Raw genomic sequence first — 17988 nt, 5'->3', positions numbered from 1 at the left:
TAAAAGATGGAGATACTTTTAACAATTCTTGTAGGATACTTTGGATATGTCGTTGCAAAGAAATTAAAAACACCTGCTCCTGGAATGGTTGGAAGTATGATTGCTGTAGGAATATTCAATGTATGTATTGGTAATGCCTACTTACCAGTGGAAATAAAACTGATTACACAAGCAATATCGGGTGCATTTATAGGGGTACAAGTATATAAAGAAGATTTGATGCAAATTAAAAAACTAATAAAGCCGATAATCTTGTTGGTATTAATGTTAACTGTAAATACATTTGTAGTAGGCATTGGAATTGCAATGATAAGTAAGGTAGATTTAGTAACAGCCCTACTTTCTTGTGTTTCGGGTGGAGTAACAGATATGGCACTTATTAGTTTAGATATGAATGCTGATGCATCTATAGTTGCCTTACTTCAACTAGTAAGATTAGTTGGTACCTTGTTGTTTTTTCCATCATGGATTCAATGGATAACAAGAAAAGATGATGAAAAAATTAATACAGTTAACTGTACTGATTCAGAAGTAAATCTTAATGGTAGATTAAATCAATTTCTAGCAAAATTTATAAAATCAAAAAATGAAAAATTAGTATTTACGTTATTAATTACTTTATTAGCTGGAATAATTGGATTCTTAACAAATTTTCCATCAGGCGTCTTAGTATGTTCAATGACATTAGTTGCGATATTTAATTCAACAACAACACAAACATACATGCCAAATAAAGTAAGAATAGCTGCGCAAATATGTGCTGGTTCATTGGTAGGATGCTCAGTTACAAGAGATACAATTTTAGGTTTAAAGGAATTAATATTACCAGCGGTTTTCTTGCTACTTAGTTATTTAGTGGTTAATTATCTATATGGAAAAATCTGCAATAGGATAAAATACTTAGATTTTAAATCGGCATTATTTGCATCAAGCCCAGCTGGAGTAAGTGATATGGCACTGATTGCAGGTGACTTAGGTGCAGATATGAAAAAAACTTCAATTATTCAAGTAGCAAGATTAGTTTATGCAATTGGTATTATGCCGATTTTAATACAATTATTTATGACTTATATTTAGGAGAAATTATGAAAAAAATACTTATTGCATCACATGGTAAATTAGCAAGTGGAATGAAAAGTTCAGCTAATATTTTGTTAGGAAATACGGATCAAATTCACACAATAGATGCATATCTAGATAATTCAAATGTTGAAGAATTAGTTGATGAATTCTTCAAGGGAGTTGATGAAGATGATCAAGTAATAATGATGTCGGATATTTATGGGGGAAGTGTAAATCAAATACTTTATAAATATATAAACAAGAAAAATACTTTCCTTATATCAGGCATCAACTTAGCTATATTATTGGAAATAGCGACTTCAGAGGAAATTTCGCCAATAAGAATAGATGAGATTATTGCTGAAGCAAACAAATATACAATGCGAGTAGTAGACAAAGAAATAGAAGAGGAAGAATTCTTTTAGGAGGAATTATGATTACATTATTTAGAATAGATGAAAGATTGATACATGGACAAATCGCGATAAAGTGGTCAAAACATACAGGGGTAGATCACATTGTTGTTGCAAATGATAATGCTTCTACAAATGTATTAATTCAAAAAACATTAAAAATGGCAGCACCCGCAGGAATTAAAACTGCAATAAAAAGTGTTAATGATGCAATTTTACTTTTGAGAGATCCAAGATGTGAATCAATGAAGATATTATTGTTGGTTAATAATCCTAAGGATGCAGTAACAGTGCTAGAGAATATTTCAGGAATTACTTACATCAATGTAGGTAATTATGGAAGAGTTGCTCCTGAAAAACCGGGAATGAAACGCAAAGCATATGGAAACAATATTTATTGTGATGATGAAGAAGTTGAGCAATTTAAAAAAATTATCGAAAAAGGAGTGAAGTGTGTATATCAAACAACTCCTGAAGAACCAGCAGAAGATGTTGGTGGGTTATTCAAATAATTGGGGTTATATCGATGAAAGATACATTAATGAAATACGGGGTAATTCTATCGAAGCGATACTCAAGAAGACAAAAGAATGTGTTTTTAAGTGAGGTAGTAGAAGAATTAAAAGCATATGATAAACCCTTAGAAATTAAGAAAAAAAAGGATATCTTAAGTAAAGGGATTCATTGTATTGTAGGTGATATTTCTAATGCGGATAAAGTTGTAATTGCAGCATATGATACACCATCAAAAGCGTATTTTTTTAATGTTGATTATTATCCGTTTCATATTAATAAAAATATTAAGAGTGAGAAAAAAATACTGATTTCTCAATTGTCATTATCTCTATTACTTTCAATTCCATTTCTTGTATATGCATTTATATTTAAGAATTTATCGCAATTACAAATTTTATACTTAGGTTTTATAACAATAGTAATGTTATTGATGGCAGCGAAAATTTTGTATGGTAATGCAAATAAAATAAATATGAATCGGAATAGTGCAAGTGTAGCTTTGCTCATTGAATTAGCAAAACTTAAATATGAAACAAACACCGCGTTTATACTTGTGGATAATGCAGTAGCTTCGTTTAAGGGTTATAGAGAAATTGATGATTTTATAAAGAAAGATGCAAAAGTCATGATTCTTGATAGTTTAGCTTATGGAGAGCAACTGGTATGTGTACATAAGAAAAAAATAAATGTGGATAAAATCAAAAATAATAAAGAATTAGATATTTATGAAAGAATTTATGAAAATACAGATACCAATACAATTCTAGATAGTTCAAAAAATGTAATATATGTAGGAAGTGGAAGCTTAAGGGATAATCAGTTTGTGGTTAAAAACATAAGAACAAAAGAAGATTATCATGTGAATGTTGAGCGTTTGGAAAAGATCAAAGATGTATTGGTAAATTACTTGGAGGATAAAGCATGAAATTATTATTTCAGTCAGATGACTATGGATTTACAGATTCAATAACTTATGGAATATTAAAGGCAATTAATCAAGGTGTAGTTAGAAATACAGGGTTATTTGTAAATATGCCTTCAAGTGAGAATGCTGCCAATGAAATAAAAGGGTTAAAAGGAATTTGCGTTGGACAAGATATTAATCTTGTTGCAGGAAAACCCATAAGTGATCCAAATATTATTCCATCATTAGTCGATGAAGAGGGTAATTTCATTAGTTCTGTAAGAAGAATGAATGAAGGAAAGTTGATTAAGAAAGAAGGAAATATTTTATATTTTGAATCTGATCCATATGTTTATGAAGAAGTACTAATTGAAATTGAAAATCAAGTATTAAAGTTTATAGAACTAATGGGTAGAAAACCAGGTTATTTTCATGGGCACTCGCTTTCTACTCCAAATACTAAAAGAGCAATGGAAGAAGTAGCAAAAAAATATGATTTAAGATTATCTTATAAAGTAACTCAAGAATCAGGTGCACAAAGAGTTGCGGTTGATTGGAATCCAAAACCTTTTTCCTTTGAAGCTCAAATGGCTACTGATGTTGAATCAAAATTAATAAATGCATTGCAAAAATATTTGAGCTATGACAAAGTATCCTATATTTGTCATTGTGGATATTTGGAAGAAGAGTTATTTCCATTGTCTACATATACTGCAATTCGCATGAAGGATTTAGCAGCAGCAACATCAAGAAAAATCAAAGAATTTATTACAAATAATAATGTTGAATTGATAACATATGAAGATTTATAAGAAATGGATGAAAATCCATTTCTTATTTTTATCTGGTAAGTCATTAAATAGTGGTTGACTCTTCCACGGTGGTAGAGTGTATAGTGATTGAACAAATGATGGAGGAGAAAAGTATGGAACATAACAAGATTATCATCAAAGGCTTAACACAAAACAATTTAAAGAATGTATCACTAGCGATTCCCAAAGAGAAAATAGTCGTATTTACGGGAGTATCTGGATCAGGTAAATCAAGTATTGTCTTTGATACCATTGCAGCAGAGAGTCAAAGACAGATGAATGAAACATACTCCGCTTTTATAAGAGGAAGATTACCTAAGTATGTAAAACCAAGAGTTGACTACATTGATAACTTAACAGCCTCTGTCATCATTGATCAATCACGACTAGGTGGTAATGCACGTTCAACTGTAGGGACAATCAGTGATATGTACTCTGCACTGCGATTATTGTATTCACGTATTGGAACTCCTTATGTTGGAACGGCATCTTATTTTTCATTTAATGACCCAAGTGGAATGTGTCCAACGTGCTTTGGGATTGGAAAAGTTGTGGATGTGGATATGAAACAAGTTATTGATGAGGATAAAAGTCTTAATGAAGATATGTTGGATATTCCTGCTCATCACGTTGATAACTGGTATTGGAAACAGATTACATCGACAGGATTATTTGATTTAGATAAAAAATGGAAAAATTATACAAAAGAAGAAAAGAATTTGATGCTTTATGGTGCTTATGAAAAAGGTGGTTCCCAAGTTCATAAAAAGATGGAAGGCATTTATAACTATATGGAACGACTTCTAATAAAAAGAGACTTATCAAATTCGAGTGATCAAACAATCGCAAGATTAAAGAAACTGGTTATTGAGCATGAGTGTGATGATTGTCATGGAAAAAGACTCAATACGCAAGTACGGTCATGTAAGATTAATGGGTATAGTATTGATGAAATGTGTGAGATGGAGTTTACTCAACTTAGAGATGTACTAAAGGAAGTAAAGGATCCTCGAGGGGTGAGTATTGTTGAGACTTTAGTTTCATCACTAACTAGAATGATTGATATTGGATTACCTTATTTGAGTATGAATAGAGAATCGGTAACACTTTCTGGAGGAGAAGCCCAACGATTAAAACTAGTACGATATATGGGAAGTTCATTAACAGGGCTTATCTATATTTTTGATGAACCAAGTACAGGGATGCACCCACGAGATGTATATCGTATGACACAATTGCTTAAAAGTTTAAGAGATAAAGGGAATACAGTGCTTGTTGTTGAACATGATAAAGATGTCATATCAATAGCAGATGAGATTATTGATGTTGGGCCTCGTGCAGGTAAATATGGTGGAGAAGTTCTGTATCAAGGAAGTTATTCTGATTTGTTAAAGACGGATACATTAACGGGAATGGCAATGTGTGAAAAGATTGAAGTCAAAAATAATCCACGATGTGCAACTCATTATTTACCCATCAGAAATGCTTCAGTACACAACCTAAAGAATGTATCAGTAGATGTCCCTGAAAATGTATTGTGCGTTGTAACGGGTGTGGCTGGATCTGGGAAATCAAGTTTATTTCGAGATGTGTTTGCAAAAGAGTACGAAGAACGAGTTATTATTGTTGATCAATCATCCATCACCGCGACAAATCGATCAATGCCAGTGACTTATCTTGGATTCTTTGATGAAATAAGAAAACTTATTGCTGATGCAAATCATGTAGAGCCATCATTATTCTCATTTAATAGTAAAGGTGCATGTCCTAATTGTAAGGGTAAAGGGGTTATCGTTACTGAACTTGTCTTTATGGATCCAGTAATTACAACCTGTGAAGTTTGTGAAGGTAATCGATATAGTAATGAATCACTCTCTTATACTTATCTTGGGAAAAATATTTTAGAGATATTAAAACTTACAGTTGATGATGCGTTAGAGTTCTTTAAAGACAATAAGAAAATATACAAGAAGATTCATGCTTTACAAGAGGTTGGCTTATCTTATCTATCATTAGGTCAACCGATGTCAACTTTATCAGGTGGTGAGTTACAAAGAATTAAGTTAGCTAAATATTTAGATCAAAAGGGAAATATCTATTTACTTGATGAACCAACTACTGGATTACATGCTTCAGATGTTAAAAATATCATGAGATTGCTTGAAAGATTTGTGGAAAGAGGAAATACCGTAGTGGTTATCGAACATAATCTGGATGTCATGAAGTTAGCAGACTACATCATTGATATTGGCCCTGATGGTGGAACTAAAGGAGGAGAAGTGGTATTTACGGGTACTCCATTAGAAATGATAGAATCATCAAATACAATAACGGCAGAATATCTAAGAAAATCAGTTAAGTAAAATATAAACGAACTCCGGTTCGTTTTTATATTGCGCATAAGGAAAAGATAATACAAAAATTACTTCTTTCTAATTCTTGTTTGTTTATCAACTAAGATTAACTTGTGGTACTATATTAGATAGATATTAAGGTGGAATAGAATTATGGAAATTAGATTAGCTAAACTTGAAGATAAAGATGTAATTTATAACATTATCCAACAAGCACAAGAGTATTTAAAATCAAAAAATATACCCCAATGGCAAAATGGATATCCTAATATCGATACAGTCATTCATGATATCGAAAGTAAACACAATTATGTCTTAGAAGAAAATGGAGAGATCTTAGGTACGTGTATGCTTTCTTTTGATAGAGACCCCTATTATGCGGTCATTGAGGGTAATTGGTTAGCAGATGAACCTTATTGTGTAATCCACAGAATAGCGATTAATCAAAATGCTAAAGGGAAAGGACTAGCGAAAGAGTTTTTTGAATTTGCTAAGTTACAAGCTTTAGAAAAAGGTGTAAACTATATGAGAATTGATACACATGAATTAAATCAATCAATGAGAAGATGTATAGAAAAGAATGGATTTGTTGAATGTGGAAAAGTGTATGTTATGGATAATGCACCAAGAATTGCTTATGAGAAGGGGATAAAATAAATGAAATTTAATAAAAAATATACGATGGAATTAGTAGAGAAAATATTGAAAATTGATAGTCCATCAGGTTTTACAAAAAATGCGATTGACTATTTAAAGAAAGAAGCAGAGCATTTAGGTTTTAAGACTAGTGTAACTCAAAAAGGGAATTTAATTATTGAAGTTGAGGGGAAGAATCAAGAGGCTAAAGGTGTTTGTGCACATGCAGATACTTTAGGGTTAATGGTTCGTTCAATAAAAGCAGATGGGAAACTTGCGGTTACTAAAGTAGGTGGTCCTATTATGAATACATTAGATGGAGAGTATTGCAGAATTTATACACGCGATGGAAAAGTATATACTGGAACAATATTAAGTAATTCACCAAGTATTCATGTGTATAAGGATGCAACAACACTAGAACGTAATGAAGATACAATGGAAGTAAGAATTGATGAAATTGTAAAAAATAAAGAAGATGTAGAAAAACTAGGGATACATCATGGTGATTTCATTGCCATTGAACCCAATGTTGAAATTACACCAAGTGGCTTTATCAAATCGAGATTCTTGGATGATAAGTTAAGTGTTGCGATTTTATTTAGCGTTCTTGAACAAATATCTTCAAGCAAAATGAAATTATCTCACAAGACATATTTTATGATTACAGTTTTTGAAGAAGTTGGTCATGGTGGAGCTTGGATTCCAAGTGATATTACAGAACTTCTTGGTGTTGATATGGGATGTATTGGAACAGACTTAGCATGTACTGAATATGATGTATCAATCTGTGCGAAAGATAGTAGTGGTCCATATGATTATGAAATGACTTCTAAGTTAATTGATATTGCTAAGAAGAATAAATTAAACTATGCAGTAGATATATATCCAATGTATGGATCAGATGTATCAACGGCACTTAGATCATCAAACAACATCAAAGGTGCGCTTATTGGTCCTGGAGTTCATGCAAGTCACGGAATGGAAAGAAGTCATATTCAAGCTGTTGAATCTAGTGTTCAATTATTACTTGAATATGTAAAGTAATAAAATATGGAAATTGTTATCCCTTTATTAATTCAAATTGTTAAAATGTTTTGTTTAATGTTTGTTGGTTATATCTTGTACAAACAAAAAGTATTCAATGATGAAACAGTTAAACAAGTAGGAAATTTCTTATTGCGTTATGTTATTCCAAGTGTATTAGTAACATCATTTATTCGTGAATTTAATATAGTAGAATTTCAACTATTGGGATTATCCTTTGTATTAAGTATAGTTGTTATTGCAATAGGTATTATCTTTGCAAACATCATGTTCAAAGGTGATAAACTCATAGAGCGTTTTGCTTCTATCTTTACAAACTCTTCTTTTGTAGGAGTACCCATTATTATTGCAATGTTTGGTCAAGATGCAGTATTTTATCTAAGTGCATACATTGTTATATTCATTATCTTGGTCTGGACGTTAGGTATTTATATGATGACTGGTGACAAAACTGAAGTATCATTTAAAAAGGTTATCACTAATCCAAATACATTAGCGGTAATTATCGGGTTAGTACTCTATTGTACACCAATTCAATTACCCACAATTATTGAAGATGTTTTTCGAAGCATAGGGACGATGAATACACCATTAAGTATGATTGTGCTAGGAACATATTTAGCAAAAGACTCAATTATTAAATTATTTACAAACAAGAAGTGTTATTTAGTAGCGATTGCTAGACTTATTGCAATACCACTACTTTCTATATTGTTCTTGAAATTCATACCCAATGAATACATGCAAATCAAATTAATTGTATTGGTTGCTAACAGTGTGCCTTGCGCCAATACTCTTGCAATCTTTGCGCAGATGTATAATAAAGACTATACAACAAGTGCACATATTATCTCTTTTACAACAATATTAAGTATTGTTACTATTCCGATCATCGTTGTACTTGCACAAATGTTTTGGTAATTGAGATTACAAATCAACCTGATATTTATCAGGTTTTTGTTTGCAAATTACCATTTAGTAATTGTTTTGACTAAATTGTGATTAAAACCATTGACATATACTATAAAATAGTATAAGAATATATTAAATAATACTATAATATCGTAGTTGAGGTGAGATATGAATAATAAATTTTTGAGAGTTCCCAAAATTCCAGCAATCGAAATAAAGAAAATAAGAAAAAAATATAAGCTAACACAAAGAGAATTAGGAGAATTGTTGAATGTTTCATCTCGGACAGTTGAAGCATGGGAAGCTGAAAGAACGCAAGCGGATGGTTCAGTAGCTAAATTATTATGGCTTTTAAATGAAAATCCAAATCTACTACAAAAATTGATAATTCCAAGTAAAGGAGAAAACATAATCCGATTGTATTATATGTTAGGAGAAAGAATATGTACTTTAATTGATATTGATGAGAAAAAACAATTAATATCAATAGTCAACTACACAAATAATGTTTTGGATAGAGCTTTTGGTAATAATTTGAATCCTGATTATGAAGATTATAAAAACTTTTTGAAAGAAAGATGTTTTCCTGAGGAAAGAGATATGCTGAAAGTTGAATTAAGAAAATTGGATATACCATTTTATGATCCGTTTTTGATAATTGAAAAAACTGAAGGAAGAGTATATGGAGATGAATTTTGGATAAAAGTAGAAAGGTAATACTATGGTAAAATTATTGGAACAGTCTGTTGAACAATTGAATAGAAGTTCATCAAAAGGTAATCAATTAAAATGGAGACAAAATGAAGAGTGGTATAAAGCTGATTACACAGGTTATGAGGGATTAAGCGAGTATGTTGTTTCGAAATTGATTTCTTATTCATCACTATCAGCTAATGAATTTGTGCTATATGATACAGAAATTATAGAATATAAAGATAATGAGTTTTTAGGATGCAAAAGTTTGAATTTTCTAAAAGAGGGAAGTAGATTAATAACAATGGAGGAGTTGTTTAAAAAGGTGTATGGACATAGTCTTAATCAATCGATATATGGTATACAAAATGTTGAAGATAGAATTGATTTTGTTGTGCAAAAAGTAGAAGAGATAACGGGGCTAAAACATGTGGGAGAATATTTAACAAAAATCATGGAAATAGATGCAATTTTTCTAAATGAAGATCGCCATATGAATAACATCGCATTCATATTAGATGAAAGAGGAGATTATCAATTTTGTCCCTTTTTCGATCATGGAGCATCTCTACTAGCTGATGTAACAATGGATTATCCAATGAAGAAAGAAACGGAAAAATTGATTGAAACTGTAAAATCAAAAACATTTTGCACAAGCTTTGATGAACAACTTGATGCAGCGGAGAAAAAATATGGAATGCAAATCAATTTTCTATTTGATAGAAACATAGTAGAAGAGATACTAGAAAAAGAATTGAATTATCCGGAAGAGTATAAAAAAAGAGTTTGTGAAATCATAAATAGTCAAAGAAGGAAGTATATTTATCTATTCGCAAAAAATAAGAATTGAAATGGATTTAAGTTTTACCACATAAACAGCATAATATATAAAGAAAAAACAGTTTATTAAGAAATAAGCTTCGATAGCAATTGTCGAAGTTTATTTTTTTCCAAAAAATAAGTAAAGAATCGAATTTGGTATAAAAAAATGATTCATATAGAATTTAAATTAGGAGGAAGCTATGAACATTCGAACAAAGAAAATAATAATTTCAATATTGGATAATCCAGAGATAACCATTACTCAATTGGCTTATGAATTTAATGTTTCAGAAAGAAGTATAAGAAATGATATTCAAGAATTGAATAATTTTCTCTGTGAAAAAAAGATGAAGGAAATAATAATTCATCAAAACAAGGATATCTCATTTGATTATAGTGATTTAAAAAGTTGTCTTCATTTAATTAATGAGAGTGGATTCTATGATTATAAGCTTTCTAGAGATGAAAGAATTTATATCATTATTGAAATGCTATTAAAAGCTGATGATTATCTAACAATTTCAGAAATGGCAGAACGATTATATATTAGTGTTTCTACGGTGAATATGGATTTAAAAGTACTTTCTGAATTTGCAAAAAAACATGATGTAAGTTATACATCAGAGCAATATAAAGGAATAAAACTTGAAGGAGATGAATACTCCAAGCGAATGTTGCTATTGGATATGATTTGCTCAGATACCTCAGTATTCAGTATTGGACTGAGTAGAACATTTAACGAGAGTTTAAAAGACAAAGGGATTGATCGAGTTAACCAAGTCATGTCTTATTTTGAATCGAATTGCAAGATTATGATGACTGATTCCTCTTATAAAAGAATAAATGCTTATTTGTATATTATGATGCATCGCATTCGTGAAGGTTATTTAATTAGAGACATTGCTTCTAAGATCGATGAGCAATATAAGATTAATGCAAATAAATTGTGTCAACTCATTGATCAGGAATTCGCACTTAATTTACCAGTAGAGGAAATCAATGGTGTAGCGAATATACTTAGTAATCTGAAATATCTGAAGACCAACAAAGTAAGTAATGACATCATTCGTATTCAATTTTATGTAAATCGACTAATTGAGGAATTAAAGAAATCATTGCATTTGGATTTATCAAATGACTATTTATTCTTTATTAGATTATGCTTGCATGTTGAATATATGACAAGAAAGAAAATTCAACATGTCATTGATGAGAAAATTTTAAAAGAAGTATGTAATGAAAATAAACACATAGCACAAGCTATTGATGGATCGATGTATATTCTAGAAGAACTACTTAATCGACCTATAAAAGAAATAGAAAAAGAATATATTGTCTTGCATGTGTGTGCAGCCATTGAAAGAAAAAAAATTAAAGAATCAGGAATTAAAGTCGTTCTTGTAAGTGATGTAGGAATTGCTTCTAGTCAATTGCTTTTGGAGAAGATAAAAAACAATTTTGATTTCTCAATCATTGATATCTTGCCTGTACATGCTTCTGATAATTTTGAATTGGAGGGTGTCGATATGATTCTATCTACTGTAAAAAGTAGAGAATCAAAAATTGAAATTCCATGGATAAAAATTAATCTAAATTTCTCTGATGATGATTACTCGAAAATAACACAAGCTGTAAATAGCATTAAATCGCAAAGGTTATTAAATGAAAAAGGAATAAAGGAAGAGAATCTAGTTTCAGAAATTACAGAAATACTCAGGGAATATAATCTCAAAGAAGAGAGAGAAATTGTAGAAAGAGTAAAGAGTGTCGTCAAGAAACAAATATCAAGCAAAGACACTAGCGAAAATTCTGAGATAACTGAAAAGAAAAAACTATCTGAATTACTCCCTATTGAGATGATTGAATTTGGAAAAGATGCATCAACTTGGAAAGAAAGTATTTCTAAATCAGCAGAAATATTATTGAACAAGGGTTATATAGAAAAACGTTATATTGATGCAATGATCAATAAAATTGAGAGTAATGGTCCTTATATGGTTTTAGCAAAAGGATTTGCGGTACCCCATGCAGGAGTTGATGATGGTGGGAAGAAAACTGGATTTAGTTTAATCAAATTAAATCATTCTGTAGATTACAATTCTCCATTAGGAGAAGTTCAGTTTGTTTGTTGTTTATCAGTAACAGATATGGCATCACATTTAAGAGCATTCTTTAGTTTAGTTAATTTATTACAAAATAAAGAGTTTTATCAAAAAATGATGGAATGTCAAACACCAAAGTGTTTACACAAATTAATAGAAGAATACGAATAGGAGAAATGGTATGGGAATTTTAAGTGAATCAATAAATGAAGATCTTGTGATTTTAGATATTGATGAGCAAGACAAAGAAAAAGTTCTTCAAATTTTAGCAAACAAGATGCAAGAAATGGGAATTGTAAAGGAAACGTATTTGGAGGGGGTATTAAATAGAGAAGAAATATATCCAACAGGGTTATTGCTAGGTAATTACAATGTTGCGATTCCACATACTGAAAGTAAACATGTGAATAAGAACGCAATAGCAATTGCGAAGCTAAATAGACCTGTGAAATTTAAATATATGGCAGATCCTAAAATGGAGATTGAGGTAAATTTGATATTTATGTTAGCGATAAGTGAACCAAAGAATCAAGTTCCAGTTTTATCACTTTTAATGAATATATTATCGAATCAAGATAATGTTTCAGCTCTTGCTAGGGCAAGAAATAAAGAAGAATTTTTACAAATTTTAAAAGAAAAGGAGGTGGAGTGTATATGAAAAAAGTAGTCGTAGCATGTGGATCGGGAGTAGCAACATCACAAACAGTTGCATCAAAAGTTGAATCAATGCTAGAAAATGAAGGAATCAATTGTCATGTTGAAGCAGTGGATATTAAGTCATTAGACAATATCATTGATTCTGTGGATGTTTATATCACAATTGTTCCAGGTTCAAAATCATATGATGTTCCAACTGTTAATGGAATTGCATTCTTAACAGGAATGGGCATTGACGAAGAATTCGAAAAACTAAAAAACTTACTTAAGTAAGACAAGGAGGATAGAAAATGTTTAATGATATTCTGCAATATATTTTAGGATTAGGGGCAGCGATATTTTTGCCAGTAATTATGATAATTATTGGACTAATTGTAAAATTAAAACTAAAGAAAGCTGTAATTGCAGGTCTAACACTAGGTGTTGCATTTACAGGTATGTCAGTAATTTTAGATTTTATGTTTGGTGCTATATCACCAGTAGCAACTCAATTTGTTGAGAACACGGGTATTGCACTCAATGTAATTGATGTGGGTTGGTCGCCTATGGCTGCAATTGCATGGGCTTGGCCATATGCATTATTAGTATTTCCATTACAAATTATTATTAACTTAGTCATGCTAGGCTTTAATTGGACAAATGTTCTTAATGTAGATTTATGGAATGTTTGGGGTAAAATTTTCACAGCTACAATGGTTAGTGCATTTACAAATAATATTTATCTTGGTTTCTTAGCAGCAACAGTACAAGTTGTACTTGAACTAGTTGTGGGTGGTGCAAGCCAAAAACAAATTCAAAAAGAAACAGGTATACCTGGAGTTACATGTACACACTATATGTTACTACAAGCATTATGGATGAATCCAATTAACAAATTAATGGATAAAATACCTGGTTTAAATTCAAAGAGTTTTGAAACAGATAAGATAAAAGAAAAACTTGGAATCTTCTCAGAGAATAGTGTTATGGGATTCATTGTTGGTTTACTTTTATCACTTCTAGCTGGAAATTCAGTTGGATCATCATTGCAAGTAGCAATTAAAGTTGCTACAGCACTTGTTCTATTCCCTATGGTTGCTAAATTATTTATGCAAGCACTTGCTCCAATTGCGGATGCTGCTGGAACATTTATGAAGAGTAAATTCAAAGACAGAGAAATTTATATTGGACTAGATTGGCCATTTATGGCAGGACGTTCTGAAATTTGGATTGTTTCAATTATTTTAGTGCCAGTTGAATTAGCGTTAGCTTTCTTGATGGCTAAATTTGGATTCTCAAATGTTTTACCACTTGCAGGTATTGTAAATATTATTGTTGCTGTACCAGCATTAGTAGTAACGAATGGTAATCTAATTCGTATGTTTATATTAGGCGTAATTTTTACACCAATATATTTGTTTGTATCATCTGCGTTTGCACCTGCTGCAACCGCACTTGCACAAGCTGTAGGTACAATCACTATTCCTGCTGGACAAATGATTACGTACTTTGGCGTTGAGGCTCCATTATTTAGATATTTTATTTCAACAGGATTATCAGGCAATGTCATTGGTATCGTTGGATTAATTGTTATGGCAGGTTTACTTGCATACTATATTAAAACAATGAAAAAGAAAGACAGTGAAACTGAATAGAGGGAGAAACTATGTTAGAAAATCTAAAAGAGGAAGTATTAAGAGTAGCACTAGAGGCACAAAGAATTGGATTGTGTAAGCATAAATCAGGAAATTTTAGTATTCGTGATAAAGAAACTGGATATGTGTGTATAACCCCATCTGGTGTTGATAGAGAATGTTTAAAAGTTAGTGACATCAGTGTTCTAGATCAAGATTTAAAACTGCTTGAAGGGTTAAAACCATCAAGTGAAGCGTTAATGCATGTTGAAGTTTATAAAGCTTGTCCCAATGCGTATGGAATTGCTCATACTCATTCAAAAATGGGAACTTCCTTTGCGGTGTTAAATAAACCAATTCCTGCTGTCATCTATGAAATCGCAGGATTTAGATTAGCAGACGGGAAAATTCCAGTAGCACCTTATGGAAGACCTGGAACAATTGACTTAGCAAAACGTGTTGCAGAAACAGCAGTAAATTCTGATATGTTACTGATGGAAAAGCATGGTGTTATTGCTTTAGGACCAACCCTTGCGGATGCATTTTTAAGCGCACAATATATTGAAGAAGTGGCAGAAATTTATTTCAATACACTCATGATTAATCAAGGAAAAGAACCAGCAGTATTTACAAAGGCAGAATTAGAGAGTTGGAAATATCCAGAAGTATTTGCGGAGAAATAAAATGAAGAAAATTTTGAATAGCCCTCAAGATTTTGTAAGGGAAACAGTAGAAGGAATTTGCCTTGCATATCAAGGACAGGTAAAAATGTTGAATGATGACTTTAGAATGCTTGTTCGTGCTGATAACTCAAGAAAAAAAGATAAAGTAGGAATTGTAACGGCAGGCGGAAGTGGACATTTGCCGGTATTCCTTGGGTATGTAGGAGAAGGTTTACTTGATGGTTGTGCTATTGGCGATGTATTTGCTTCACCTTCAGCATCAAAAATGGCAGATTTAATTCGTGCCTGTGATAGTGGAAAAGGTGTACTCTGCTTATATGGTAATTATGGTGGAGATAAAATGAATTTTGCGATGGCGACTGAGGAAGTAGAGTTTGATGATATTAAAACATCATCAGTACTTGTAACAGATGATATCGCATCATCTGAAGATTTTGCTAAAAGGCGAGGAGTAGCAGGGATGGTGTATGCTTTTAAAATCGCTGGAGCTGCAGCAGAACTAGGATATAGTTTAGAAGAAGTAGCAACGATTACAAAAAAGGCATTAGAGAATATACGCACAATGGGTGTTGCCTTATCACCTTGCATTGTTCCAACTGTAGGAGAGCCCACATTTACAGTAGATGAGGGCAAAATGGAAATCGGAATGGGAATTCATGGAGAAGCGGGAATTGAAATAGCAGATATTATGAAAGCAGACGATCTTGCTCAACTAATCTTTACTAAAATAGATAGGGAGCTTCATTTAAAATCAGAAGATAAGATATCTGTGTTAGTAAATGGATTAGGTGCAACCCCTTTGGAAGAATTGTTTGTTCTGTATCGTAAACTTGTTGAATTATGCAAATCAAAAAATGTTAGTTGTGTTTTACCACATATAGGTGAATATGCTACATCAATGGAGATGGCAGGATGTTCAATTACTATATTTAAACTGGATGATGAATGCTTGAAGTTACTTGAGTATCCTGCGTTATCACCATTTTATACAAATAATAATCTATTTTAAGTAGTCAAGGTTTGTTAAGGCAAACCTTGATTTCTAAATAAAGAAAAGAGGAACTTATGAAAACAAAAGAATGTATACAATACTTTGAAAGAATTAAAACTGAGATTCATAAAAACTCTGCAAAGCTTGTAGAATTAGATCAAGCTTTTGGTGATGGTGATTTAGGAATTTCAATGGATCAAGGATTTTCAAGTGTAGTTGAATTTATTAAAAGTTGTGAAGAGGAAGATTTTGGAAAGTATTTTATGCAAGTATCAAAAACATTCAATGAATCAGCACCCTCATCACTTGGAACAATTATTTCATTTGGTTTTATGGGAATGGCAAAAAGCATGAAGGGAATTACAGATGCAAAATTAAGTGATTTTCAAGAAGCGTTCAAAAAGGGATTAGAAAATATCAAAGAGAAAACAGGTGCAAAAGTGGGTGATAAAACAATTATTGATTCACTAGAACCAGCAGTAAATGCATTTTGTGGAAGTGGTAATCAAAAAGAAGCGTTGCATTTTGCAAATGAAGCAGCAAAAAATGGTATGGAAGAAACATCAAAACTGATTGCAGTTCATGGTAGAGCAGCATATCACAAAGAGAAGACGTTGGGGCACATTGACGGAGGCGCTTATGTTTCATATATCATTTTCAAAGCGTTATTGAATGATTAAACTTGTTGCTACGGATTTAGATGGAACATTGCTGAATTGCAATAGAGAACTAAGTGATACAAATAAAAGAACAATTAAAAAATTAATAGATTCGAATATTATTGTATGCTTTGCAACAGGTAGACCACTTGGAGGAATAAAGAAATTTTTAGAGCAGTGTAATCTTACAGAAATAGAAAGTTATTCCATTACAAATACAGGAGCATGTGTTTATCAAAATAAAGGATATGAGATATTACGTGCTAAGTATTTAAATAGTGAGGATTATCATCTAATAGAAAGCTATACAAATGGTATTAATATTCAAGTAGCAGGTTATAGTGACTATGATTTGTATAGTTTTGAAAAAGTGATAAATCCTGCCTTAAACCATGATTCAAAAATATTGAGCATGCCAATTACAGAAACAGATATTTATGAAATAACCAATCCCATAGGTAGGTTAAATATCATGGGTGATAAGGAAAATATAGATCAAGCTATTTCTTGTATACCTGAAGCAGTATTGGAAAATTATTATACAGTACGAAATGAAACGTTTAGTTTTGAGTTATTGAATAAGAAATCAGGAAAAGGAAAAGCCATTAAATTCCTAATGAAATATCTTGGATTACAACGAGATGAAGTTCTTGTTCTTGGGGATAATTTCAATGATATCGACATGTTGAAAGAAGCAGGGATTAGTGTTGCGATGGGGCAGGCGCATGAAGATGTCAAAAAGGTTTGTACAATGATTACTGATACAAACGATGATGATGGATTTACAAAAGCAATTGATGAAATAATATATAACAAACTCCAAGAATAGACTTGGAGTTTGTTTTAATAATGGAATTTTATGTTTAATGAGTTAGGATAATAACAAAGTAGGTAAGAGTACAGAAAACAATCTAAAGACGCCACTGTCAAATAAGTATCCGTGTTGAGTACCTAATAAGATAGGAATCAGTTCTAAAAAATGTCATATTGAGTTTTGTTTCAATTTTCGATGATTGCTCAGATGGTTCGGTAGAAATACATTTTTTGCATAAAAATTTTATATTTGAAATTCACAAAAATTAGATGACTTTGATGAAGTTCTGTTTATATTT

The 17988-nt window shown here is 31.4% G+C and carries 19 protein-coding genes; all 19 read left to right on the top strand.

What is annotated here, in order from left to right; all coding sequences use genetic code 11:
* Positions 1–6: 6 nt before the first annotated feature.
* The 19 genes from B5D14_RS05840 to B5D14_RS05750 all read left to right on the top strand — a co-directional run bounded on the left by B5D14_RS05840 (position 7) and on the right by B5D14_RS05750 (position 17705).
* The gene (locus B5D14_RS05840; RefSeq protein WP_078711659.1) at positions 7–1077 is read left to right on the top strand and encodes an AbrB family transcriptional regulator; all 1071 of its coding nucleotides are present in this window, start codon (positions 7–9) and stop codon (positions 1075–1077) included.
* 8 nt (positions 1078–1085) lie between these two features.
* Positions 1086–1487 (top strand): PTS sugar transporter subunit IIA, encoded by a 402-nt coding sequence (locus tag B5D14_RS05835; RefSeq protein ID WP_078711658.1) that lies wholly within the window; start codon positions 1086–1088, stop codon positions 1485–1487.
* 8 nt (positions 1488–1495) lie between these two features.
* Entirely contained in the window at positions 1496–1987 is a 492-nt protein-coding gene (locus B5D14_RS05830) for a PTS sugar transporter subunit IIB (protein ID WP_078711657.1), read from the top strand.
* Positions 1988–2001: 14 nt separating this feature from the next.
* Complete coding sequence (locus tag B5D14_RS05825; RefSeq protein ID WP_078711656.1) at positions 2002–2916, top strand: hypothetical protein; 915 nt, start codon at positions 2002–2004, stop codon at positions 2914–2916.
* Positions 2913–3707: a ChbG/HpnK family deacetylase gene (locus tag B5D14_RS05820; RefSeq protein WP_078711655.1), complete on the top strand. Its 795-nt coding sequence runs from the start codon at positions 2913–2915 to the stop codon at positions 3705–3707. The genes B5D14_RS05825 and B5D14_RS05820 overlap by 4 nt, the downstream gene beginning before the upstream one ends.
* 113 nt (positions 3708–3820) lie before the next feature.
* Positions 3821–6070: an ATP-binding cassette domain-containing protein gene (locus B5D14_RS05815; RefSeq protein ID WP_078711654.1), complete on the top strand. Its 2250-nt coding sequence runs from the start codon at positions 3821–3823 to the stop codon at positions 6068–6070.
* Positions 6071–6214: 144 nt separating this feature from the next.
* Positions 6215–6718 carry a GNAT family N-acetyltransferase gene (locus tag B5D14_RS05810; RefSeq protein WP_078711653.1) on the top strand — a complete coding sequence of 168 codons (504 nt, stop codon included), beginning with the start codon at positions 6215–6217 and terminating at the stop codon, positions 6716–6718.
* On the top strand, positions 6719–7744 hold the full coding sequence (locus B5D14_RS05805; RefSeq protein ID WP_078711652.1) for a M42 family metallopeptidase: 1026 nt from the start codon (positions 6719–6721) through the stop codon (positions 7742–7744).
* Between the two features lie 6 nt (positions 7745–7750).
* Positions 7751–8665, top strand: coding sequence for an AEC family transporter (locus tag B5D14_RS05800; RefSeq protein ID WP_078711651.1), 915 nt, complete (start codon positions 7751–7753; stop codon positions 8663–8665).
* Between the two features lie 159 nt (positions 8666–8824).
* Positions 8825–9373: a helix-turn-helix domain-containing protein gene (locus tag B5D14_RS05795; protein WP_078711650.1), complete on the top strand. Its 549-nt coding sequence runs from the start codon at positions 8825–8827 to the stop codon at positions 9371–9373.
* Between the two features lie 4 nt (positions 9374–9377).
* On the top strand, positions 9378–10199 hold the full coding sequence (locus B5D14_RS05790; RefSeq protein WP_078711649.1) for a HipA domain-containing protein: 822 nt from the start codon (positions 9378–9380) through the stop codon (positions 10197–10199).
* Positions 10200–10371: 172 nt separating this feature from the next.
* Positions 10372–12444, top strand: coding sequence for a BglG family transcription antiterminator (locus B5D14_RS05785; protein WP_078711648.1), 2073 nt, complete (start codon positions 10372–10374; stop codon positions 12442–12444).
* Between the two features lie 10 nt (positions 12445–12454).
* Positions 12455–12931 carry a PTS sugar transporter subunit IIA gene (locus tag B5D14_RS05780; RefSeq protein WP_078711647.1) on the top strand — a complete coding sequence of 159 codons (477 nt, stop codon included), beginning with the start codon at positions 12455–12457 and terminating at the stop codon, positions 12929–12931.
* The gene (locus B5D14_RS05775; RefSeq protein WP_078711646.1) at positions 12928–13203 is read left to right on the top strand and encodes a PTS sugar transporter subunit IIB; all 276 of its coding nucleotides are present in this window, start codon (positions 12928–12930) and stop codon (positions 13201–13203) included. Before B5D14_RS05780 ends, B5D14_RS05775 begins: the two co-directional genes overlap by 4 nt.
* A 17-nt stretch (positions 13204–13220) precedes the next feature.
* Positions 13221–14564, top strand: a complete 1344-nt coding sequence (locus B5D14_RS05770) for a PTS galactitol transporter subunit IIC (RefSeq protein WP_078711645.1) — start codon at positions 13221–13223, stop codon at positions 14562–14564.
* Between the two features lie 11 nt (positions 14565–14575).
* Positions 14576–15226, top strand: coding sequence for a class II aldolase/adducin family protein (locus B5D14_RS05765; protein ID WP_078711644.1), 651 nt, complete (start codon positions 14576–14578; stop codon positions 15224–15226).
* 1 nt (position 15227) lies between these two features.
* Positions 15228–16235 carry a dihydroxyacetone kinase subunit DhaK gene (locus B5D14_RS05760; protein ID WP_078711643.1) on the top strand — a complete coding sequence of 336 codons (1008 nt, stop codon included), beginning with the start codon at positions 15228–15230 and terminating at the stop codon, positions 16233–16235.
* 56 nt (positions 16236–16291) lie between these two features.
* On the top strand, positions 16292–16897 hold the full coding sequence (gene dhaL, locus B5D14_RS05755) for a dihydroxyacetone kinase subunit DhaL (protein ID WP_078711642.1): 606 nt from the start codon (positions 16292–16294) through the stop codon (positions 16895–16897).
* Positions 16890–17705: a Cof-type HAD-IIB family hydrolase gene (locus B5D14_RS05750; protein ID WP_078711641.1), complete on the top strand. Its 816-nt coding sequence runs from the start codon at positions 16890–16892 to the stop codon at positions 17703–17705. Before dhaL ends, B5D14_RS05750 begins: the two co-directional genes overlap by 8 nt.
* Positions 17706–17988: the final 283 nt, after the last annotated feature.

It is taken from the genome of Anaerorhabdus furcosa (assembly GCF_900167375.1).
In the GTDB taxonomy this organism is placed as follows: domain Bacteria; phylum Bacillota_I; class Bacilli_A; order Erysipelotrichales; family Erysipelotrichaceae; genus Anaerorhabdus; species Anaerorhabdus furcosa.
This window is presented reverse-complemented; position numbering and strand designations above follow the sequence as displayed.

Bases quoted from the DNA above. Each gene is read 5' to 3' on its own strand.
- B5D14_RS05840 (WP_078711659.1), top strand. From the start codon at position 7: ATGGAGATACTTTTAACAATTCTTGTAGGATACTTTGGATATGTCGTT.
- B5D14_RS05835 (WP_078711658.1), top strand. From the start codon at position 1,086: ATGAAAAAAATACTTATTGCATCACATGGTAAATTAGCAAGTGGAATG.
- B5D14_RS05830 (WP_078711657.1), top strand. From the start codon at position 1,496: ATGATTACATTATTTAGAATAGATGAAAGATTGATACATGGACAAATC.
- B5D14_RS05825 (WP_078711656.1), top strand. From the start codon at position 2,002: ATGAAAGATACATTAATGAAATACGGGGTAATTCTATCGAAGCGATAC.
- B5D14_RS05820 (WP_078711655.1), top strand. From the start codon at position 2,913: ATGAAATTATTATTTCAGTCAGATGACTATGGATTTACAGATTCAATA.
- B5D14_RS05815 (WP_078711654.1), top strand. From the start codon at position 3,821: ATGGAACATAACAAGATTATCATCAAAGGCTTAACACAAAACAATTTA.
- B5D14_RS05810 (WP_078711653.1), top strand. From the start codon at position 6,215: ATGGAAATTAGATTAGCTAAACTTGAAGATAAAGATGTAATTTATAAC.
- B5D14_RS05805 (WP_078711652.1), top strand. From the start codon at position 6,719: ATGAAATTTAATAAAAAATATACGATGGAATTAGTAGAGAAAATATTG.
- B5D14_RS05800 (WP_078711651.1), top strand. From the start codon at position 7,751: ATGGAAATTGTTATCCCTTTATTAATTCAAATTGTTAAAATGTTTTGT.
- B5D14_RS05795 (WP_078711650.1), top strand. From the start codon at position 8,825: ATGAATAATAAATTTTTGAGAGTTCCCAAAATTCCAGCAATCGAAATA.
- B5D14_RS05790 (WP_078711649.1), top strand. From the start codon at position 9,378: ATGGTAAAATTATTGGAACAGTCTGTTGAACAATTGAATAGAAGTTCA.
- B5D14_RS05785 (WP_078711648.1), top strand. From the start codon at position 10,372: ATGAACATTCGAACAAAGAAAATAATAATTTCAATATTGGATAATCCA.
- B5D14_RS05780 (WP_078711647.1), top strand. From the start codon at position 12,455: ATGGGAATTTTAAGTGAATCAATAAATGAAGATCTTGTGATTTTAGAT.
- B5D14_RS05775 (WP_078711646.1), top strand. From the start codon at position 12,928: ATGAAAAAAGTAGTCGTAGCATGTGGATCGGGAGTAGCAACATCACAA.
- B5D14_RS05770 (WP_078711645.1), top strand. From the start codon at position 13,221: ATGTTTAATGATATTCTGCAATATATTTTAGGATTAGGGGCAGCGATA.
- B5D14_RS05765 (WP_078711644.1), top strand. From the start codon at position 14,576: ATGTTAGAAAATCTAAAAGAGGAAGTATTAAGAGTAGCACTAGAGGCA.
- B5D14_RS05760 (WP_078711643.1), top strand. From the start codon at position 15,228: ATGAAGAAAATTTTGAATAGCCCTCAAGATTTTGTAAGGGAAACAGTA.
- dhaL (WP_078711642.1), top strand. From the start codon at position 16,292: ATGAAAACAAAAGAATGTATACAATACTTTGAAAGAATTAAAACTGAG.
- B5D14_RS05750 (WP_078711641.1), top strand. From the start codon at position 16,890: ATGATTAAACTTGTTGCTACGGATTTAGATGGAACATTGCTGAATTGC.